Origin of the sequence: Acanthopleuribacter pedis, from assembly GCF_017377855.1 — a bacterium.
In the GTDB taxonomy this organism is placed as follows: domain Bacteria; phylum Acidobacteriota; class Holophagae; order Acanthopleuribacterales; family Acanthopleuribacteraceae; genus Acanthopleuribacter; species Acanthopleuribacter pedis.
Map to the genome: position 1 here is coordinate 98,255 of NZ_JAFREP010000031.1, position 22,366 is coordinate 120,620.

11 protein-coding genes and 1 tRNA gene are annotated in these 22,366 nt (G+C 58.3%); 7 read left to right on the plus strand and 5 right to left on the minus strand.

Annotated elements, in window-relative coordinates; genetic code table 11:
• The first annotated feature begins 92 nt into the window (after positions 1–92).
• The 3 genes from rimO to J3U88_RS26810 all read left to right on the plus strand — a co-directional run bounded on the left by rimO (position 93) and on the right by J3U88_RS26810 (position 4,407).
• The gene (gene rimO, locus J3U88_RS26800; protein WP_207862083.1) at positions 93–1,451 is read left to right on the plus strand and encodes a 30S ribosomal protein S12 methylthiotransferase RimO; all 1,359 of its coding nucleotides are present in this window, start codon (positions 93–95) and stop codon (positions 1,449–1,451) included.
• The gene (locus J3U88_RS26805; protein ID WP_207862084.1) at positions 1,448–2,704 is read left to right on the plus strand and encodes a carboxypeptidase-like regulatory domain-containing protein; all 1,257 of its coding nucleotides are present in this window, start codon (positions 1,448–1,450) and stop codon (positions 2,702–2,704) included. The genes rimO and J3U88_RS26805 overlap by 4 nt, the downstream gene beginning before the upstream one ends.
• 398 nt (positions 2,705–3,102) lie before the next feature.
• Complete coding sequence (locus tag J3U88_RS26810; protein WP_207862085.1) at positions 3,103–4,407, plus strand: Rossmann-fold NAD(P)-binding domain-containing protein; 1,305 nt, start codon at positions 3,103–3,105, stop codon at positions 4,405–4,407.
• A gap of 108 nt (positions 4,408–4,515) precedes the next feature.
• On the opposite strand, the gene J3U88_RS26815 is transcribed toward J3U88_RS26810, so the two are convergent.
• On the minus strand, positions 4,516–5,577 hold the full coding sequence (locus J3U88_RS26815) for a TIGR00266 family protein (protein ID WP_207862086.1): 1,062 nt from the start codon (positions 5,575–5,577) through the stop codon (positions 4,516–4,518).
• Positions 5,578–6,111: 534 nt separating this feature from the next.
• On the opposite strand from J3U88_RS26815, the gene J3U88_RS26820 reads away from it, so the two are divergent.
• The gene (locus J3U88_RS26820; protein WP_207862087.1) at positions 6,112–13,062 is read left to right on the plus strand and encodes a hypothetical protein; all 6,951 of its coding nucleotides are present in this window, start codon (positions 6,112–6,114) and stop codon (positions 13,060–13,062) included.
• Positions 13,063–13,463: 401 nt separating this feature from the next.
• Here the strand turns inward: J3U88_RS26820 and J3U88_RS26825 are convergent, their stop codons facing one another.
• The 3 genes from J3U88_RS26825 to J3U88_RS26835 form a co-directional block, all read right to left on the minus strand.
• Entirely contained in the window at positions 13,464–14,903 is a 1,440-nt protein-coding gene (locus tag J3U88_RS26825; RefSeq protein WP_207862088.1) for a serine hydrolase domain-containing protein, read from the minus strand.
• A gap of 70 nt (positions 14,904–14,973) precedes the next feature.
• Positions 14,974–16,371: a sensor histidine kinase gene (locus J3U88_RS26830; RefSeq protein WP_243436174.1), complete on the minus strand. Its 1,398-nt coding sequence runs from the start codon at positions 16,369–16,371 to the stop codon at positions 14,974–14,976.
• 2 nt (positions 16,372–16,373) lie between these two features.
• Positions 16,374–17,051 (minus strand): response regulator, encoded by a 678-nt coding sequence (locus J3U88_RS26835; RefSeq protein ID WP_207862090.1) that lies wholly within the window; start codon positions 17,049–17,051, stop codon positions 16,374–16,376.
• A gap of 188 nt (positions 17,052–17,239) precedes the next feature.
• Here J3U88_RS26835 and J3U88_RS26840 point away from each other — a divergent pair, with 188 nt between their 5' ends.
• A complete protein-coding gene (locus J3U88_RS26840; protein WP_207862091.1) occupies positions 17,240–18,151 on the plus strand; it encodes an MBL fold metallo-hydrolase in 912 nt (303 codons plus the stop codon).
• Between the two features lie 313 nt (positions 18,152–18,464).
• On the opposite strand, the gene J3U88_RS26845 is transcribed toward J3U88_RS26840, so the two are convergent.
• Positions 18,465–19,373 carry a DUF2270 domain-containing protein gene (locus tag J3U88_RS26845; protein ID WP_207862092.1) on the minus strand — a complete coding sequence of 303 codons (909 nt, stop codon included), beginning with the start codon at positions 19,371–19,373 and terminating at the stop codon, positions 18,465–18,467.
• 227 nt (positions 19,374–19,600) lie between these two features.
• On the opposite strand from J3U88_RS26845, the gene J3U88_RS26850 reads away from it, so the two are divergent.
• Positions 19,601–19,675: transfer RNA gene (locus tag J3U88_RS26850), tRNA-Arg, on the plus strand.
• 460 nt (positions 19,676–20,135) lie between these two features.
• A complete protein-coding gene (locus J3U88_RS26855; RefSeq protein WP_207862093.1) occupies positions 20,136–22,184 on the plus strand; it encodes a DEAD/DEAH box helicase in 2,049 nt (682 codons plus the stop codon).
• The last annotated feature ends 182 nt before the right edge of the window (positions 22,185–22,366 follow it).

Here is a 22,366-nt window from a genome sequence, read left to right on the forward strand (position 1 = left end):
CGCGATTGCATCCACCAGAATCACCCACTTTAGGTAAAATTGTCACCGGTTGTTAAGAAAAGGGAGTATGGCTCCCGAAGAAGGTTTTCTCCATGAAAAAAGTTGGGATGCTGAGTTTAGGCTGTGCCAAAAACTTGGTCGATTCCGAGGTCATGCTGGGCGAATTGGCACGTGAAGGTTACGCCCTGACCAACGACGCAAGCGACGCCGAGGTGGTGATCGTCAATACCTGCGGTTTTATTGAAAGTGCCAAAGAAGAATCCATCGCCGCCATCCTCGATATGGCGGAAATGAAGAAACAAGGCAAACTGAAGAAACTAATCGTTTCCGGCTGCTTGTCACAGCGTTACCACACCGATATGGCCGCCGACCTGCCCGAGGTCGATTTGTTTTTGGGCATTAACCACGTGGGCAGCATCCGCAAATTTTTGGAAGATCTGCGTTCCGAACAAGGGCAGCCGGCGGAAGCGGCGCAACCCGAGGATTGGCGCCCCGACTTTTTGTATTCGTCGGAGCACACGCGGGTTTTAACCACGCCCAAACACTCGGCTTATGTGAAAATTTCCGAGGGTTGTGACCACGTTTGTTCCTTTTGTATTATTCCGAACCTGCGTGGCAAACACCGTAGTCGGACGATTGAGGATATCGTGGCCGAGGTCGAACAACTCGGCGCCCAGGGCGTTCGTGAAATTAACTTGGTCGCCCAGGATTCCACCTATTACGGTCGCGACATCGGCCTCAAGGACGGCTTGGCCCAGTTGATGGAAGCGGTCGCCAATGTGGACAGCATTGACTGGGTGCGTGCCCACTACATGTACCCCTACCAGGTGACCGACCGTCTGTTGGCGCTGATGGCGCGCCACCCCAAAGTTTGCAAGTATATGGACATCCCGTTGCAGCACTGTGACCGCGAAGTTTTGGCGGCCATGAAACGCGGCAGCGGCCGTCCCCAATTGGCGAAGTTCCTTGATCGCATTCGCGAGGCGGTCCCCGATGTGTGGATCCGAACTTCGTTCATTGTGGGTTTCCCCGGCGAGGACGAACGGGCTTTCGACGAACTCTGTGGGTTTGTCGGCGAGCAACAGTTCGATTACATTGGCGTCTTTACCTACAGTCACGAGGAAGACACAACCGCCCATCCATTGGGGGACCCGGTTTCCGAGGAAGAGAAGATGCGCCGTAAGGAGCACTTGCTGGCGCTGCAGAAAGAGATCTCGCGTGAAAAGCTCACCCGTCAGGTGGGACAAACGTTTGATGTGTTGATTGAAGGGGTTCACCCTGAAACGGAGCTGCTTCTGCGCGGTCGCCACCAAGGCCAGGCCCCGGATGTAGACGGCGAAATTTTTGTAACCGAAGGGTTTTACCAGCCGGGCGATATGGTCGCCATCACCATCGAAGAAACGTTTGACTACGATATGGCGGGCAGGGCAACAGGAGGAGTTGCAGTATGAAGAATTTAATGGTTTGCGTTCTGTTCATTGCCGGTGGGTTACTCCTTGCGCAAAAACCCCATGCGGGTCGCGTGACCGGTAAGGTATTGACGATTAGCGGCGACCCGATCGAAGGGGTCACCATCGACCTGAAATTTGCCGATCCGACCTCCGAAAAGTGGAACGCCCAAGGGATTACAACCAAAGGCAACGGTGGTTTTGTTCAGGTGGCCTTGCCCAGTGGCGGCGCCACGCTGTCCTTGAGCAAAGAAGGCTTCGAATCCCGTGAATACACCTACACCCAAGACCAAAGTACGGTGAACCTGAAGATCCGTATGTTGAAAGAAGGTCAAACAATTACCGACGCCGAAATGGGCCCGCAACCGCTCGTTAAAGGCACCATCATCGACACCGAGGGCAACCCCTTGCCCGAGGTAACCCTGATCATTTCATCTCAGGATTTTCCCGGGTACACCAAAACCTACGTGACCGCTGCCGACGGGACCTTTGATGTTGAATCCATCGGCGACGCCAAGGTAGAAATCCTGTGCAAAAAAGAAGGCTACCGCGACGAGATTCTGCGCTACAACCACACCAAGGGCACCTTTAAGTTGAAAAAAGGTGAGTTGCGCATGATGACCATCGAGCAGGCCATGAAAGAAGCCGGTATCGAGAAACCGGAAATGACCCCGCGCGACAAAGCCATTCTGAAATTCAACGACTCGGTTGATCCTTACCAGGCCAAAGATTATGCGCTCGCCGAGCAACTTGCCAAGGAAGCCGTGGCAATCGATCCCACGCTTGATAAAGCGGTCCAGGTGGTGGTTTACAGTAACTACTTCCAGCAGGATTGGGACGAGGCGGCTGAATACGCCCAAAAATATTTGGAACTGGTTCCCGACAACGAGAACATGATGAAGTTGGCCGTGGAAGTGGGCGGTAAGTCCTCTAAGGGCGGCGCATTTGCCAAAAAGGTTGCCGCGAAGTTGCGTGAAATGACGCCGGTAACGCCCGATTCACTCTACCGTGAAGTCATCGACGCTTTGAATGCGAACGATGACGCAACGGCCAAGGCCAAGTCGGAAGAGATCCTGAAAATGGATGAAAAGTACGCGCTCGCTTATTTCGAGCTGGGCAAGATCTATGTTCGCGAGTACGAGTTTGAATCCGCCATTCTCAACCTCAAGAAGTACTTGAAATACGCGCCCGAGGGGTCGCCTGCCGCGAAACACCGCGCCGAGGCAACCGAGCTGATTGTAACCTTGTCGGAATAACGGCAAGACCAACCGCGCCGATGAGAGGGATAACCCCCTTCATCGGCGCGTTTTTTGTGGACCCGTTTCCTTCTGCAGGGGAACGGATTTGGGGATCGTGCTGTTTTTTTTGCGCCTTTGATGCGTTAACGCCGATCACCGATTAAGTGACGATTCATTCATTGATGGATGCTTCAACCGACAGGGCAGAACCTGAAGTGGACGACGCTTCGCGGCGAAATCCCGCAATGGATTGGGCTACAACACCGGGTGAAAAGGCACACCGACCTTTTCAAGTTCGTTTCTGCTTTTCACCGCGCGTTTCGCCCTACTTCTCGGCGTAGGACGCGCCCCTCGCGAGATTTCATGCACCCGCATCGCACACTTCAGGTTGACAAACACCGCTTTTGGGGGATTTTTTGGACAAAAATCAAGAATCACGAAAACCATTAACCGCTTACGTACGGGCCGAACACAAAAGCCCGTGGGAAGGCCGCACACCGCTCACGCCCGACGCGACCCAGGCGTTGGTCGACCGCGATATTCCGGTGGTGGTCGAGCGCAGTGAATTTCGCTGCCACAAAGACAATGCCTTCGCCCGTGCCGGTGCGACCTTAAGCGAAGATTTGCACGGTGCCCAACTGGTATTGGGCATCAAAGAGCCGGCCTTGGATTCAATTGAGCCTGGCCAGGTCCATGTGGCCTTTTCCCATACGATTAAAGGGCAGGCCTACAACATGCCGTTGTTGCAGCGGTTTATCGATCAAAAAGCGACCATCATCGATTACGAAACCATGCGCGACGCGCAAGGTGTTCGCACCATCGCGTTTGGCCGCTTTGCCGGCATTGCCGGTGCGGTGGACACCTTCCATATCTTGGGCCGCAAGTTGGTTAAAAAAGGGATTGTTTCGTCCCTGAGCCAAATTGATCCGACCTACCGTTACGACACCATCGCCCGCTTACGCACCCAGTTGAGCGGCTTGGAAGACTTTACCGCCTACCCGGTGCGCGTGGTGATCAACGGCACCGGTAACGTGAGCCGCGGCTGCCAGGAAGTGTGCCGCTGGATGGGTTTAAAAGAAATTCAGCCGGAACAGATTGTCGATGGGAAAGGCCCCGAGGGCTCTTGGTTCTGCGTCTTGGGTTCCAAGGACATCGTGAAACGTCGTGACGGCGGCGCTTTTGATGCGGCGGATTATCGCCACCACGGCAAAGATGCCTATGAGAACGACTTCCACAAGTATCTGGGCAGTTTTAACGTCTTGTTGCAGACCATTTATTGGGATGAAACCTATCCCAAACAAATGGATCACGAGGCGTTCCTGACCTTCCGCGACGCCTTGCCGACGGTGATCGGCGACATTAGCTGCGACATCGACGGCAGCCTGGCCTGTACCAAAAAGGCCAGCACCATCGACGAACCCGCCTTTTCCTACAACCCGGAGGACGGCACCATCGAGGACGGCATCCACTGGGATCGCCTGAGCGTGATGTCGATTGACCACTTGCCGTGTCAGCTCTCGCTGGACGCCTCGGACCATTTCGCCAATATTTTGGTGGACTACGTGGTGGAAATGGCGTCGATGGATTTGACCAAGCCGCTGGAAGAATGTGGTTTGGGCCGTCTGCTGCGCGAGGCGACCATCGTGTACCGCGGCGAATTGACGGAACCTTATTCCTATCTGCAAAGCTTTTTAGACGCGGCCGCCAAAGAGGTAGGCTAACGCAAAGACACCCACCTTCGCGGGTGGGTGTCCTCATCGTGCGGTTGCATCCGCGGTCCAATCGGGGTTCCAGTCGCCGGTTCGACCAGTGACTTGCGGCCTGGTGGTTTAGTCGCCGCCCAGCATGTCGCCGAGGCCGCCGAGGATACTGCCTTCACCCTGGCTCCGTCCGCCGGTTTGCGGCGCCGCCGCGTAGATCCGGTCGGCCAAACGGGAAAAGGGCAGGCTTTGCAGCCAGACTTTGCCGGGACCGGTGACCGTGGCGAAAAAGACACCCTCGCCGCCGAAGACCATGGATTTCAGGCCTTTGACCATGGTGATGTCGTAGTTGACCGTGTTCGTGTAAGCCACAATACAGCCCGTATCGACGCGCAAGGTTTCGCCGCGCGCCAGTTCCCGCTCCACGATGGTGCCGCCCGCGTGGACAAAGGCCATCCCGTCGCCGTCCAAACTTTGCATGATAAACCCTTCGCCGCCGAACAGGCCGGTCCCGATTTTCTTTTGGAGGGCGATGCCTACTTTGGTGCCTTTGGCCGCCGCCAGGAAGGCGTCTTTTTGGCAAATCAGGCGGCCACCGATTTGGGCCAAGTCGACCGGAATAATTTTGCCGGGATAAGGCGCACCGAACGCGACGCGTTTTTTACCGTGGCCTTGGTTGGTGAACCAGGTCATGAACAGGGACTCGCCGGTTAATTTGCGTTTGGCGCCTTCAAACATTTTGCCCAAAAGGCCTTTGTCCGGTTCGGAACCGTCGCCGAACTTGGTTTCCATCTCAATGCCGTCTTGCATGAACATCATGGCGCCTGCCTCGGCGATGACGGTCTCTTGTGGGTCAAGTTCGATCTCGACAAATTGCATCTCGTTCCCGAAGATTTCGTAATCGACCTCATGGGAATGGGTGGGGGTGACGGCTGACCCATTTACGCCCGAGCTCGCGGCGGTGGGCACGGGGTTTGCCGCGGCGGGCTGCGCCGCCCGCGCGGGTGGCGGCGATGCCGCGGCGGCCTGCCGCAAGGCGGGTACCTCGCTAATGGCGGTCCATTGCGTCATACCGTCCCCGTAAACCAGGGTCGACTCGTCTATTTGCCCCGCGTTTAATTTCTGAACCACGGTGTTCTGGTCGAAGGGTCCTTCTTGTTGACCGTTGACGGCGATATACCAATTCGACATGAAAACTTCCTCCAAAATTAGGCTTCCAACTGGGTTAGTGAGACGCACGCTTTCATGGTTGCGGCTTCCAGGACGGTTTTCCACGGCTGGGCAACGGGGTTGCGTCTGTTGGGGATGTGATGCTCCATTGTAACCGATACGCGCGGCTTAGCGCCCACCCTTGTTCACTTTTCAACCTTCGCAAGAAGTAGCCGGCGAAGCCTGAAGGCCGGCGATAAGAGAAAAGTTCGTGTATGATATCCCTTTTCTTGGGTCGGGTTTTGTGGAGCAGGTTTTCATCTCCGGCCTTTAACTTTATGAATGTTGTCGTCACACCCTTAACCGTTATCAGTGGCCTGTTTCCTCGCGAGTTTCGCTGTTTTTGGCTTCTGTTTGCGCGTTCTTTCTGAGGGGAAGTTTCATGCTGTCCCACGCCTTGCCGTTTGAAACCATTTCTGCGCGGTTCTTTGTGACTGCCGGTTGGCCCCCTCCGCGATGGGTTCTCTGAAAATCATCGCGGTTGGAAACGGACTGTTTTTTGCCCAGGAGGCCCTCTTGACACCTGTCCATCGCGCCCTGTTTATCGTGTTCCTGACGGCGAGCGCCATCCCCGCCTTGGGCCAACAGCCCTGGTCCGTTTGGCAGGATCCCGATCTCGCAACCCTGATTCGGGAACCGGGTTCTTCCGCCCTGTTCCAGGGACGTGTGTTTTTGCGCAAGGATCTCCCGCGCGCGGATGTGCCCGAATTTGCATCCGCGCCCGTGGCAAGCACCCTGTGGGCGACGGACGGGACGGCGGCCGGCACCGAGCTCGTCCACCCGGGACCGGTGGTCGGCAACCCGGTGACCCTGGGTGACCAACTTTTCTTTTTGGTGGGTAACGGGCGCGAGGGGACGTCGCTGCTTGCCTACGATGGGCGTGTTTTTGAAAGTCTTGCCGAAATTCCCGTCTGCGGCAAAGCTTGGCGGATCCAGGTGTTTGAACCCTACCTCGTGCTGGCTCAGGAGAACACGACTTTTTCTAACTATCAGGAGGTGGCTGTCTTTCGTTACCACCTTGAGACCGAGGCTGTTACGAGGGAAGCGCACGACGGGACCGAGATGGAAACCAATGGTGAGATCCTCATTACCAGGCGCTATTCCCACAATCCGTTTCAGGTCCTGCGTTTTGATGATCGTGGCGATTTCGCCCGCACCATCCCCGCGAGCGCCTATCCTACCTTTTGGCGCGGCCTGTTGTATTGGCTAGGTTCCGGTTTCCCCGAGGATTTGGCCGCTACCGACGGGACCGAGGCCGGAACCCTGCGATTTGCCCGTTCCGAGGACCACCCCATCGCCGAGGTGAAAACGATTCTCGGGAGCAACAGCGCCTTTTTGTTTCTCGGCGCGGTTCTTCGCGATGCGGTAACCCCGGATCTACCCCTTTACCTCGCCACCGCCGACGGGACCGTTGACGGTTTTCGCCTCATTCGACCCGACAACCCGATCCAAGTAAAAACCACGGCGGGAATGCTTGCCACGACAGACGGGCACGGCGTTTATTTTCAAGGTGCCGACAACCGCACCTATTACTCAAACGGTTTGGACCTTCATACTGAAGCATTAATTTCTTGGCCGACCGCAACTGAAGTTGTTTTACGTCAGGTGGATAGGGATGGTGATCGCGATCTGTTGCTGTTTGAAACCAACCAGTTCGGCCGACGCATCTGTGTGCTCTATACCAGCGACGGCCGCGCGGCAAACACGGAACAACGGTTCGCGGATCCCGAGCGGCAGGTGACCCAAATCCACGGCGACCTCGGCGAATCTTGGCTCGTCGCCTACAAAATGCCGAGCGATGATCCCGATGGGTTTATCTACCGCTTTGGCCGCCTCAATCTAGCCGACGGAACCTTGACCGACAGTGGTGCCCATGCCGATTTGGTGGGGCCCGGCTTCACCTTTCAAACTTTTGGCGACGACGGCGTTCGCTTCGCCTTTACCACCAAAGATGAATTTTGGGAAAACGACGGCCACCTCTTCCTCTATGACCGCACGACGCGGCAGACGCGGCACCTGGGCCGGCACCAAGACCCTTGGGCCGCGGCCGACGGTGAGGCCTTGTTCGTGGGTTATCGTGAAGCGGACCGCAACCAGGTATTCCAATGGGATGCCGCCGCTTCGACCCTGCGTCTTGTGACCACGCTCCCCGAGGAAGCCAACTTCCAACCAACCCGTGTTCAGGTACTTCGCTTGGGCGCCCAAACCGCGATTGCAACCGGAGCCAACCTCTACCGATACGACCCAGCCACCCGCGAACTCACCAAACCCTACGGCGATGCGCTCTCAACCATCGGGCAGGCGGTGCCGGGCCGTCGCATGGTCGTTGGTTATGACGCGCTTCGGTTTTTTGATTTTCTTGCACCTTACACCATCGATCAGGTTTCCTTTGAAGGTTTCATTGATGCCGTCGCGGTAGGACCGCAACACGTCTATGTCAGTTACGATTTGAACAGCAGCTGGTTTCTGCAACGCGTGGATCTCGCCAATCTGGCGGTTGATCAGGTGGTTTCCGTTCCCGAAAACGAAGAAACGGTGCGCTTGGCCGTTTCCCCCAATCGGGCCGTGGTGCAAACCATCCATGGGGACAGCGACGCATCCCGTCTGTACGGCGTGGATCTCCAGACCGGTACCGCCGTCAAAATTGCCGATCTTGAGGTAGTTTGCGAAACCGATGAACGTTTTCTGATCTGGGTCGGCGGTCGTTTTCTGTTTCCAAAATACACGGCGGAACACGGTTTCGCACTGTGGACCACCGACGGCACCTTGTCCGGCACCCGTTTGCTTGCCGACCTGACGCCCGATCGGGTCGGCGGTTTCCCGCGCGATCCGTTGGTACTTGGCGATGATTTTTATTTCCGTAGCTGGACTCCCGAGGACGGTGAGCGTTTGTGGCATCTGGCCGCGGCAAGCCAAAGCCCCCAACCCATCGACGACCCGGCCGGACTCGGGCGTCGTGCGCCGCGGCTGCTTTCCGGCCACGCGGGCGAACTCATCATGACCCGTACCGACCGCGATTTGTGGCATTACCAACCGGCCTACCCGATTACCCTGGCGGCCCCGGCAAGCGTCTGCAACAACGGCGAGACGGTTACTTTACGCGTTGATGCCGTCCACCCGGACAGCAGCTTTCACTGGCAACTCACCGACGCAACCTTGGTCTCCGGCCAGGGGACGGCTGAGGTGACGCTCATCCCCACGGGCGAATTTTCCTTCGGTGCCCAGGTGATGGTCACGCTGGGTGAGACGACCCGCTCCGAATCGGTACAGATTCCGGTGCGTGCCGCGGCGCCCACCATGCCGACCACGATCACCGGTCGCACCCTAGCCTGTCCCCTGGAGCAGGGGGTCACCTACAGCGTGGCCCCCGTCGCGGGTGCCGCCGCTTACGAATGGGCGGTTCCGGCCGGCTCGGTCATCCAAAGCGGGCAAGGCACGGCCCAAGTGGTCCTTGCTTTTGGCGAACAAAGCGGCGAGGTCCGGGTCCGCGCGGTGAACGCTTGCGGCGGGAGCGACTGGCAACTTCTGGCGGTCACGCTTGACGGCGACGGCATTGTCGCGGATGCGGGCGCGGACCGCGTGACCTGCGATGCCGCGCTTCAGCTCGACGCGGTGCTGCCAAAAGGCATGTCGGGTACCTGGACCTTGGACGAACCCGGCGCGGCGGAGCTTTCGGATGCCTCCGATCCGCGCGCCACGCTGACCTTCATTCAATCAGGCCAAGTGACCCTGACCTGGACGCTTAGCGCGGGCAGTTGCCCGTCTGCCGCGGACCAAGTGACCCTGACCCATTACAACAGCTTCGAAACCGCCAACGCCGGTGAAGACCAAGAAGTGTGCAGCAGCGACACCGTGCGCCTCACCGGCAACATGCCGGACTGGGCTACCGAATTGCGTTGGGAAATCGTGGCAGGGGTTGGCGGTCGCATTTACGAACCCAACGCGGTTTCAACCCTTTTCGAGGGGATTCCCGGCGAACCCTACCGCTTGCGTTTGCGCCTTTCCGGTGCACCCTGCGGGGACAGCGAAGATACGGTGCGAATCGTTTTTCGAAACAGCAGGGAGATCGAGCCACCGCCCCACCAGTGCGCGGTGCTGGGTGATACCCTGTCGTTGCAGGCTACCGCGGTCGGAGCCGGGTACTGGGACATTCTGGTCGGCCCGGATTCAGACCCGCGCCAAATCCTTGACAGCGAATTGCCGGTCACGGGGTTCCGACCCAACAAGGTCGGTGAATACCACCTGCGCTGGAACAATGTGCTCGGCGGTTGCGAGGCCAAGCGGGTGTTGATGGTGGTGACCGTCACCGAGGCCGCGCCGCCCGCCCCGACCGTCGTCGCCTATCCATCCCTCGAAGGCGCCCTACCGGCCCAATTCTATGTTGAAGGGGTTCCGGTTGCAGCGGGCTTGCTGCTGGGCGTCAACGAAAACGAAGCTTACGGTCGCGACTTGGTGCTTGTCGATGAGACGGAAACCCGGCGGGTCTTTGTCGGCGACGCCTGTTCCGCGGCGGTACTCCCGATTGACGGCGATACCTACGTGGCGGCAACGACCTCGCGCGGGACGCTGAACCTGTGGCGTCAATCGGCAGGCCACGATGAATATCGGTTCGTGACCGGTTATGAAGGCGAAGGGACGGTATCGGTAAGCCGCTGTGGCACCGTGGGAAGCCAAGCGCTTTCTTTTGACGGCGCCCTCTATTTTTTGATTGGCGGGTCTTTATTCCGTTTTGATCTCCAGACCGAGGTCCTTGAGTCTGTTCTCTATGTAGGAACATCGCGTGGCGAGTGTTTCGTTTGGAACGGGGCCTTGTACGCGGCCGGTACCTCGCTGTGGCGGCGCGATCCCGGCGCGGTGTTTTTTGAGCGGGTTTGGGCCAAGACCGACAGAAGCGAGATTCAGACACCGGTTGCCCGCGCGACCCATCAGCTTTTTTTCCGTACGGTGAAGCCGCCGCGGGCTAATTTTGGTTACATCGGAATGTGGGCGAGTGACGGAACCGCCGCCGGCACCGTGGATTTGGCTGGGTTGCAGCGTACGTTGTTCGAGCGCAATCCCGGCCTCCCAATCGTCGCCGGCGATAAGGTGGTTTTCCATGCGGACAGCGAGAAAGAAGGACGCGAGCCTTGGGTGAGCGACGGCACCGAATTTGGGACCCGCCCCCTGACCGACCTCGATCCCGGCCCCGATTCGACCGCCGGTTCCCAAGTCAAGGCTTTTAGCTTGGGTGGCTTTGCCTTTTTCTTGCGGGACGGGCGCCTGTGGCGCAGCGACGGCACCCGCGAGGGGACCCACGTTTTTGCGGACCTGGTCGATGTGCGCTGGATGCGCGCCTGGGAAGGGGACGCGCTGGTTTGGACCGGGCGGCGCCTGGTTCGCTTCTCGCCCACGCAAATCGGGCTAACCGAGTTGTTCGCCCTGAACTTCACCGACGAATTCCCGGTCACGCCGCTTGGCTTCGGCAACAACCGCTTCCACATTCAGCTTCAGGAGCCGGGGGGCACGCGCATTTTGGCCGTCGGCCTCGCCGGCGGCGCGGTGCAAGAGATCGAACAACGGCATCGCCGCCCCCGTTTCGATCAATCGTTCATCGCACGTCTGGGTGAGCGCTTGCTCTTGCTCGGTAACGAGACCGCGCCGGTTTTGCGCGCGCTGATGCCCAACGGCCAAAGCGAAACCCTGCTGACCCTCGCGGAAGGGGAGAGCCTCAACGATGTCACCCGCATCGGCAACACCCTGTTTTTCACCCTGGGCGCCGAACGCCGCCTGTACCGCACCGATGGTTCCCTCGCGGGTACCTTGCCGGTGGGTATCCCGCAACACCGGTACCTGGATTCGCCGACCGCGACGGAGCGGGGCCTGCTCTACTTCGCGGCCGACGGCCAGGGGACACGCGTCCCGTTTTTTGCCGACCTCGCCGGTGTTGCCCGTCGCCTCGGTGAAGGCGTGCAACTGCAATCACCGCGGCATGGCGAATCCGCGGGCGGCATCCACCGACTGGGCAACGGGTCGCTGCTGCTGTTTTTGGAAACGGCGCCGGGTGCGGTCGGCTTGTGGCGATTTGATGCCGCGGGTTCCACCCTGATCCGGCACGGCGTCTACACCCATGACCCCGAAACAGGTTTGCAAGCGGTGGCCGAGGGCCAGGTTACCCAACTGGTGTTCCACCTGGCCGACGTGGTCTACACTTTTGACGATCTGGCCGAAACCACGACCGCGACCGCCCAAGGCAACCTCCGCTACCAAGGCACCCTGCAAGGCGATCCCGTTTTCTTGGTCGACGCGCGGGTTGTCGCCTCGGTGGATGCCTCGGGTTCTTGGCGTGTGCACCATAGCTTGGACGCCGATGTGGAACGGGTTATCGCGCGGATCCACGACTTTTTCTTGTTGGTCATGCGCGAGAGAGATCACCAGGATTTCGCGCGCTGGGTCGGGCCCTGGTTCTACGGGGACGACGCTTTTCAGAACACCCTTTTGCAAAATTTGGTTTTGATCGCGCCTCTCGGGAATTTCCTCATTTTCCAAGACAGCATTAGCGGCGCGCTGGAAGGCCTTCGCTTTGGCCAAGGTGACAAGGATACCGTTGCCGGTCGGCGGTTCTTCGGGGGAACGGAACGACCCTTTGTGATCACGGGCGACGCCGTATACGCCGTGGATCAGCCCGACAAGCAGCAATTCGGTATTTGGCGCTTCAACGGACCGGATTACGAGACGGTGAATGGTAACTTTTCCCGCTTGGTGCTGGACCTGTTCCCGGGATCCGGGAGCAGCAGCGTCTCTTGGATGCGGCGCCTTGGCAACGGGGTGTTGGTGTGCGGCAAAACGGCCGGTGAGGGCGAGGTTTTATGGCGCCTGAACGGTTATTGCGCCGAACGGATCGCGGCCAACCACGCCAACCCTGGGCGCTTTAGCGTGCTGCAAGCCGATGAGGACCAGGTGATCGTGGCCGATCAGGGCGATCCCACCCAAACCACCGTGATGACCTTCTCCGCCACCACCCCGCCGACGATCCCCGACGCAACCTTGCGCGCCGCTCTGATCGCGCGTTTCGACAGCGACCAAAACCAAGTCCTCGATGCCTCGGAGCGCGCGGCCGTAACGGAGCTCGATATCCAAGGGTTGGGCATTCAAAGTCTGGCCGGCATCGCGTTGTTCCCGAACCTGTCGCGACTTAATGCCAAGGACAACATGATTACCGATCTCACCCCGCTGCTGCGCCATCCGAACTTGGGCGATGCAGCGGAGCACGAGGTGGATGTGCGTGAAAACCCACTCTCTTGGCATCACTGCCGCGTCATGATTTCGCTGGAAGAACGGTTCTCGGCGAGCGGTGCCGGCCTCGAGTTGTACTTGGTCAAAGCCACGGGTTTGCCGCCGCGCTCAAGTTGGCCCGAACGCAATGTGCTCGAGCTTTTGCGACCCGGTTTCTATCCAGGCTATTGGCCTGGCTTTGATCGTTGCCGGTAGGCTTTCGTTGCGTTCTTCCCTCTGTCTAAGCATGAACCGGTCCCGCGGCGTCGGCATTGCGTGGACGCGCCGGGGTTACTTGGCAAGGACGCCGGATGCTTGGTCGTTTTGCGTGTCTCTCTTTAGTGGGTTGTTTTTTGAATTTTGCCGTTAGCCCGCAATTTCTCACAAGGATTCGTAGCGAGAAGCAGAAAGCCTTATGTGTACGAAGATTATGACCATGCCACCGCACAGGGGGCCGACCTCTCGCGGGGCCAACCCTTCGGCGCAGCAGCGCTACGTCGCGTTTTGCTCTACAGAGTATAGCGGATGGCCGCCCCGCGGAAGGCCGCCCCGCGGATGGCAAACCCTCGTGATCGGAGAGGTTGCCCCGCGGACGAATGCCTTGTGAGTAAGGTGGGTTAGTTCAACTTTTTCAGGGTTTTGGCCGCGGGTTTGAAACCCAGGGCAACCGCTTTTTGGTAGCTTTTTCGCGCCGCGGCTTTGTCGCCCAGGGCCAATTGACCTTCGCCCAGTGAATCCCAGGCGTTGCCGTCCTTGGGGAACAATTGCGTGTTCATTTTGAACACCTCGACCGCCCACGCCTGTTTCTCCGGCAGGTCCAGCAGCAGGTAACCCACTCGGTTGAGCACCTCGGGATGCTGAAAATCGGTTTTGGCGCGCGCTTGGATTTGCTTGAACAGCTTCGCGCTTTCCCCTAGCGGGTGGTGATTGCTGAAGTTCAGCACCAGCGCGGTCGGGTTGCTTTTGATCGGATCGGGTTGGAAGTCGGCGTCGAACAACATGCGTTCCAAGGTGAACGAAACCTCGGTTTGACGGCTGGTGGCGTTGGTGCAGAACAAAACCACCGCGTCTTCCTCCGCGAGCCAAATGAAATCAAAGAAAAAAATGCGGTTTCCCCCGTTATGGGTCACGACTTTGGTATCGCGAGGGGAGTTGAAAATCGCCCATCCGTAAGCGTAGTGGCTCTCCGTGTTGGGACCTTCCGGGATGTAAGGTGTGGTGAGGATCTCCGTGCTCCGCGCTGAAAGCACCTTGTGGTTGCGCAGGGCAAGGTACCACCGGAACATGTCGTGAAGCGTGGATTGGATGCCGCCGTTGCCTTTCAGCACCCAGGAGACATCTTCCGCTTGTTGGAAGCGGCCGATCATGGTCCCGACCGGAACCACCCCGGCAAAGTAACCCTTGGCGAGGGGAGCGCCTTTCCAATCGGGTAACAGGTAACCCGTGTGTTGCATCCCCGCCGGCAGGAACAGGTGTTGGCGCAAATAAGCTTCGTAGCTTTGGCCGGAAACGATTTCGATGATGCGGCCGAGTACGCTGTAACCCGCGTTGGAATACTGGTAACGCGCGCCCGGCGTGAAGGCGAGCTTGCCCGCGAACAATTGTTTGAAGTAGCTGTCGCGGGGGATCATGTCCCAGTCGCCTTTGTCCGGCAAGGCGCGTAACCCGGAAGCGTGCGTCAGCAATTGGTGGACCGTGATCTTTTGTTTGTCGGCGGGCAGGTCCTTGAAAAACCGGGAGAGCGGATCGTCCGTCGTGAGTTTGTTTTTTTCGACCAAGGTCAGGATCGCCGCTGCCGTGAACTGTTTGGTGACCGAGCCGACCGTGACCACCGTGTCGGGGCTGAAGGCACGGTTGTTTTCCCGGTCGGCTAGACCGTAGCCGCGCGCAAAAACGATTGCTTCACCTTGGCCCGCCAAAACCGCGCCCGAAAAACCTTGCGCGACCCCGGCTTTGAGGTAGGGGTCCCAGCGGGTTTCCACCAGGTCGGGGGTCCAAGTTATCGGTGTGGGTGCGGCCCAAACCAACAAGCAGCTCAAGAATAATAAAGATGTCATGGGGTCCTCCATCGTGTTGATGAAGCCAAACTACCCAACAATGTTTAAGAAAATCTTAATCCTGCGCTTTTCACGCGCTCGGCAGGCGGATCTCAAAGGCGAGGCCGCCTGAAGGGGGCAATTCACAGTGAATCGAACCCTGTTGTGCTTCGACTAGGGACTTGACGATGCTGAGTCCCAAACCGGAACCGCCCTTGTCCGCCGTGCGCGCCGCATCGACGCGGTAGAGCCGTTCAAACAGCAGTGGCAGCGATTCGGGTGGGACGCCGGGGCCGTTGTCCGCGAACCGAATGACCGTTGTACCGTCCTGCAAGCCGATGGTTATCGTGAGGATCAAGCCTTCGCCGCGGGCTTTGACCGCGTTGCGCGTCAGGTTGCCGATGATCTGTTTGAATCGGTTGCGGTCCAAAAAGACCGGGTGTTCCTCGCCCGTCAGCTTCCAGGTAAAGGTTTGGCCGAGTGCCGACGCGCGCAACATCTCGGCCAAAGCGGCTTTGATGGGAAATCGGCTGTAATGGAGTTCCAGCTTGCCCGCGTCGAAACGGCTGAGCAGTGCCAAATCTTCGACGATGCGGGTCAGGTCGTCGATCTGGGCCGCGGTGAATTGGATCAGGCCGGGCGCGTCGTCGATTAAACCGTCTTGGTAGGCCTCGATGCGACCGGAGAGCACCGTGAGCGGTGTTCGCAGTTCGTGGGCGATATCGCTCACCATGCGTTTGCGGACCGCCTCGTTGGCGGCTAATTGTTCCAACGCCGTGTTAAACGCCTGCACCAGTCTGCCGACCTCGTCGCGGCGAACCACCGTTTCAATCGGTGGCGGGATGTGGCGTTCGATGAGCTGGTGCGCCGCGGTTTCAATCCGGCGCAGGGGGAGGAGTCGGCGCCGGATGAACACCACAAAAAAGAGGATCACCCCCGCGTAGAAAAAACCAAATATTTCAAAATGGTGGCGCAGGCCTTCAAACAGAATCGGTCGGATCTCCGGTGGATCGATCAGGAACGGACGCGGAATCATTAATAATGTATAGATCCTTCGGTCCCGGCCGCGAATTTCGCGGTAGGGCAGCATGTGAAACATGAGGATGAAATCGAAGCGTTCGGATCGCGAACTGGTGGCTACCACAAAAAAGTTGGGGTCCGGTTCCTTGCGGACCAGTTCGATTAAGGCGTTTTCGGGTGTCGTTTCCGCGATCACCTGGTAGCGGTCGTCGACGATGAGCAACAAGCGGTCTGCTGGAATCATGGGCGCCAGGCGTTGCAGCAAGCTGTCGAAGGAGGATTGTTCTGGTGCCGCCTCAAAGGCGCGCAGGGCCGGCTCCAGGGCGACCAAATCGGTATCGTATTGGAAGTGGGGCCCCACCATGTTGATCAAATGCCCGCGTTGGTGAATCCAACCGGTTAAACTCACCGTGGCGGAGAGCACCGCCACGAAAATCAAGGTTAGTTGGACGTCGAGCCGGTGCAGCATTTTCACGATGGAACCCATTTGTAGCCCAGACCGTAGACCGCGGTGATGCCGTGGTTCACAAGTCCGGCATGGGTAATCTTGCGGCGGAGGTTGTGGATGTGGACATCAATGCCGCGGTCGCCGGACGCGGCGGGATCTTCTAAACCGAGGCGACACAATTGGTCGCGGGAGAAAACCCGTTCCGGGGCGCGCACCATCGCCGCCAACAGGCGAAACTCGGTTCGGGTTAAGCGCAGGGATTGATCCAGGCAACGCGCGCTGAAGGCGGCATCGTCGATTTCAAAGGGACCGATTCGGCGCGCTGTCGCCGCCGGTTGGCGGCGGCGCAGGTGGGCCTTGACGCGGGCCACCAACTCCTTGTTGCTGTAGGGTTTTTTGACATATTCATCGGCGCCTCGTTGCAATCCTTCGACCAAATCGCCGCTTTCGGCCCGTGCCGTCAGCATGATGATCGGCATATCGCTTTGCGCCCGGATCTGCTCGCACACGGAAAAGCCGTCGAGATCCGGCAACATTACGTCGAGAATGACCAAATCGAACGGCATTTGCTTGGCCAGGGCCACCGCCGCCGCGCCCGAGGCGGTTACCTGGCAGGAAAAACCGTGGTGTTCCATATACAGGCAAATGTTGCGTGCGGTTTCAACATTGTCTTCGACGATCAGCAGTTGGGCGGTGGCCACGGAAACTCCGGTGTGTGGTATGGAACCAGGATTAAGCGGTAATCTTTAGGAAAAGGTTAAGCCGCGCTGTTTTTGCGAAGTCGGCGCGCCAAAAAATCGTACCACTTTGGGGTTGGGTTTTTGAAAGGAACTGTACCCTGGAAGGACACCAACCTAGCGCGCAACAATCTTCCCTTGATGGAGGCCTGATGAAGAAAAAAATAGGGATTGCCTTTTTGGTTTTAACCGCGTCGTTCGGCGTGTTTTTTGCCGTCGTTTCACAGCCACTGGCCATTCCCGAGCAATCGACCTTTACCGTGGACTGGGCGCGTGTCCGTCAGCTAGCGACCGCCGACGAGCAACCCTTGCCAACCGGCCTCAACGCTTTGTTAACCGCCTACAACGAAATACCCAGCCTGGTTGTCACCGGCGACTTCCGTTTCAGCGGTCATCCCTTGCCGATCTATGCTTATCAAATTGTGTACCCGGACCAGACCCTCGTGATTGATCCGGTCGTGGATCACGATACCGCCGTCGCCATTTTGCCCACCGCCAAGGGGTTTCCCGAGGCCTTTGGCCAAATGCAAAGCGCCATGCGCGCCGCGCGCCATATCGCTTTGACCCACGAACATTTTGACCACAGTGCCGGTATTCCAAATTCACCCTACCTGGCCGAGATCCTGCCCAAGCTCGTGCTGACCCGCGAACAGCTTGAAAACGATCACGAGATGGAAATGGCGACCTTTTCCCCGGAACTGCGCGCCAAAATCCAACCCCTTGATTACGAGGATTATCACCGCTTGGCACCAGGTGTGGTGCTGATCAAAACCGGTGGTCACACGCCCGGTTCGCAAATGGTGTACATCCAACGCGCCGACGGCCGCGAATTCCTTTTGATCGGTGACCTGGCCTGGCACGCGGATAATTATCGACGACCCCAAGGGCATCCCCGTTTTGTTCATTGGGTCGGTCGCGAGGACGGCGAGAAAATGGCCCACATTCTTCGGTTTCTTCACGATTTGCAAACGGCGCAACCCGAAATGAACCTGGTGGTGGCCCATGACGGCGACCAAATGGCCGCCTACGTCGCGGCCGGCCTTATCGGTGAGCACTTCCACTAACCCGCGGTTCTCACAAGGATTCGTCGCGAGAAGCTGAAAGCCTTATGCGAACGAAGATTACGACCAAGCCACGGCACAGGGGGCCGACCATTCGGCGTAGCAGCTGAGGCGAAGGCGTCTCGACCGAGTAATGCGGATGGCCGCCCCGCGGAAGGCCGCCTCCATCTAATCGCACGGGTTGCCCCGTAGCAGAATTCCTTGTGAAAACCGCGGATTAACCCCGCTTTCCACCGCGCGTCATTCCGAGGGTTTGGCTTCGCGGTGATTGCCTGCCGATTATTCTTTTTTCGGTCGCGGTTTTCTTTTTCCGCGGTTAAAAGTCGGGGATTTTGTCCATGGGGCGCACGTCCTCCATCCAGTAATCGGAATCCTGGGGATGGCTTGGCGGAACAAGCCAGACGACGCAGGCAAGCGAGGCGTAGAGGAAAAAGACCAGGAAAAAGGCGACTTGCCAGGGGACCGGGCCAAAGGCGAGTCGGTCAAACCAAAGGTCGGAGTTGGTTTCCGGGTGCCACATGAGTTTGACAATCCAGGCAAAAAGAAGGGTGACAAACAGCGGCATGTAGTTGCGCAAGAGGCGGGTGCGTACCGCTTGAAGGTAGGTGATTTTGAAGCGGGGGTGGATCAGATCCTCGGCGACAAGGCGGCCCCAGTTGTGCTCGCGGCTGCTGAGGTCGCGGCGCAGGATGGGGCCGTAGAAGTTTTCCTCAATCATGCGCAGGCGTGTGCGCCACACATCAAAAAAGCGGAAACGTCGTGCTTCGAGGGTGAGGAAATGGAGCACGAGGTACATGCCGAGAATCATGCTGCCGTGGGTGTGCTCGCGCACGCCGAACGCGAATGAGAGCAGACCCATGGTTGCGATGATGGCCCAATTGGTACTGGTATCAAGCCGCAGGCGCCACTCGTTGGCGCGGGTGAGTTCACCGCGGTAGAAATGGACCATGGCGGAGATGTATTCGTTGCGGGTGAGGGGGTACTCCTCGAAGGCGCCGCGCGCGTGGGCTTCCTTGGTGTAGTCGATGACCTTTTCGCCGCATTCAAAATCGCCGTTGCTGAAGGGCTCACTCATCTTGGGTGAGGGGTCGTCGTCGGCCGACCAAACCGGGTGTTGGGCCGCTTCTTGTTCTTCGATGCGTGGTTCGAGCGGCGTATCGCGACGCATGCGGGCCGCGGTGGAAGCGGGTGCTGATTGCGGGACCGAAGAATCGGCGTCCGACATGACAAAACTCCTTTGGGACAGAGCCCATGAAGAAGACGGCAGAATGCCGAGGTTGAAACCAAGACCGCCATTATCCCATAATCCTCGTTTCGGCTGGAAATCGTCCAAGCTAAACCAGGGCGCGGTGGATTTTGGAACGGGCGTGGACGGTGGGGAGACCTGTTGAAATAATTCAAAGAAGAACGTGGCAACTTAAGACAAGTTTTGCTAAGCTTTGTTGTCAATATGCCCCTGTAGCTCAGTGGATAGAGCACTGGCCTCCGGAGCCAGGTGCGATGGTTCGATTCCATCCAGGGGTACCATGTGCCCGTTTCCGCGCCATGCAAAGCGCTCGAACGTGACGAGCGGAGTAATGCATAACCGAGGACGGTGGCCTCCAACCCCTTCTCCCCAACGGAAACACTTTCAGGTTGTGACCTGAGCAGTCCCAAAATTTTAAATTCGTTGTGGGGAGCCGCCCAGGCTAAACGTCGGGCGCTGTTGATCGGCCTGCCGCGGCCACGCGATTGAAACGCTTGAACAAGACCGGAAGTTTGACCTAGGCGGCTCCACGGAATGAATGCTGATTTTTTGGCTGCGCCCTGTCACCACCCGAGGCCGAGCCTCCTTCCCCCATAATCCCCGCCGGATGCACCTGCCGAAGACGGCTTTGGTCCAGGTCTCCAAGCCGTTCGGCCGCGGGTTGTTTGTCCCATTGCCCGCTGCCCGCGAACGCAGCGGCCCCTGATCGTCCACCACATCTCAAAACGTCTAGGAGCTTCCATGGACACCTTTCAAGAACTGGGTTTTTCCGAACAAATCATGGAAAACCTCGCGGCTAAGGGCTACGAGAAGCCCACGCCGATCCAGGCTCAAGCGATCCCCGTCATCATCGAGAAAAAAGACGTCGTCATTCAATCGCAGACCGGCAGTGGCAAAACCGCCGCCTTTGGCCTTCCTCTGCTCAACAACATTATGGACAACGTGCCCGCCGTCCAATTCGTCGTGCTTGTTCCGACCCGTGAACTTGCTTCCCAGGTGACCTCTGAACTGACCTCGCTTGCCAAAGGGACCGACACCAAAATCGCCTCCATTTATGGTGGCGCCAACATGAAAAGCCAGATTACCGCGTTGCGCGAGGGTGCCCAGATCGTGATCGGCACGCCCGGCCGTATTTTGGATCACCTTAAACGCCGTACCATGAGTTTCTCCATTGTGCGCGGCATTGTTCTCGACGAAGCCGACAAAATGCTGTCGATGGGTTTCATTCAAGACGTCCAGCTCATTTTTAAGCACCTGCCGCGTCGCCGCCAGGTCATCATGAGTTCCGCGACGTTCCCTTACAGCGTGGAAAGTTTGATCCACCAGCACATGCTCGAACCCGAGCGTATCACCATGAGCGAAAGTGACATCGCGCCCAAAGAAATCGCTCACAAATACGCCATGGTGGAGAATGCCGAAAAAGAACGCGCCCTGCTTGCGTTTCTCGAAAAAGAGAACCCCGAGATCAGTTTCATTTTCTGTAACACCCGTTCCGAGGTGAAGTCGGTCCACTTGTTCCTGGCCAAGGCGGGCGTGAACGCCGCGGGCCTTTCTTCCGATTTGAGCCAAAAACAGCGTGAGAAAACGCTGAACAAAATGCGCAACGGGCAGGTGCAGCACATGGTATGCACCGATTTGGCCGCGCGCGGTATCGACGTTCCCGCGGTGACCCACGTGTTTAACTACTCCTCCAGCGGCGATTCCGAAACCTACGTCCACCGCAGTGGCCGTACCGGTCGCGCCGGCAAATCCGGGATTGCCATCTCTTTGGTTTCCAGCCTTGATTTGGCCGGGTTCCGTCAGGGCTTGAAGGTCAACAGCATCGATGCTGAGGAAATCCAACTCCCCACCGAAGAAGAAATTATCGAAGGCCGCATCACCAACCATCTGTCCAAGCTCGAGTCGATTGACTTTGCCAAGGACGCCGATATTGCCGACGAATTCACCCAACTCGCCGGCCAGCTTTCACCGGAACAAGCCCAAAGCTTGTTGCCATTGCTGCTTGAAAAGTTTTTGCGACCGGTACTTGTCGAAGATCCAACCAGCCAATACCAAACGCTGCGTGATACGGAGCGCGAGGGTGAAGAAGGCGATGAGAGTGGTGAAGGCGAAGAGTCGCGCGGTTCTTCTCGACGCGGTAAAGGTCGTGAACGTGATCGCGGTGGTCGTGGTCGCGACCGTGATCGCGATCGGGACCGCGACCGAGGTCGCGGCCGTGGTCGCGGCCGGGGTAGAGACCGTGATCGTGGCAGAGATCGTGACCGTGATCGTGACGAGCGCATGAGTGATCGTCCCGAGCGTGGCGAGCGCCCTGAACGCGGCGAGCGCCCTGAACGCGGTGACCGCCCTGAACGCGGTGACCGCCCTGAACGCGGTGAGCGTCAGGAGCGTGGTGAGCGTCCAGATCGCGGTGAGCGCGGTGAGCGTGGCGGGCGCGGTGAGCGTGAATCACGCGGGTCGCGTGGCGAACGAGGTGGTCGTGAAAGTCGCGACAGTCGCGATAGCCGCGACAGCGTTCGTTCCGGCGCCAAGGCTTTTACAACCGTATGTTTGGCGCTTGGTCGTCAGGATGGTTTGGATCAAATGGATATCCAAAACATTTTGCGCCGCCAGGGTCGCGCGCGGATGGACGATATTGGTGAGATCTTCATGAAAGACCATGAGAGTTTCATTAACATCGGCTCTGGTTCCCTGCGTGCGGTATTGTCCGCTGATGGTAAGCAGTACAAGTCCCACGAGTTGTTCATCTCGGAAAGCCCTGTTTCTTATGTAGATGAGGGCGCTAAGTAAACCACCGTCCAACAACCAAACGAGAAAAAGCCGACGTTTACCGCGTCGGCTTTTTCTCGTTTGGGGGTGACGCGGTCTAACGGCTGGTCTAGCCCGTCTTTCTCACAAGGAATTCTGCTACGGGGCAACCCATGCGATTACGAGGGGGCGTCCTTCCGCATTGCTCCGTCGAGCCGCCTTCG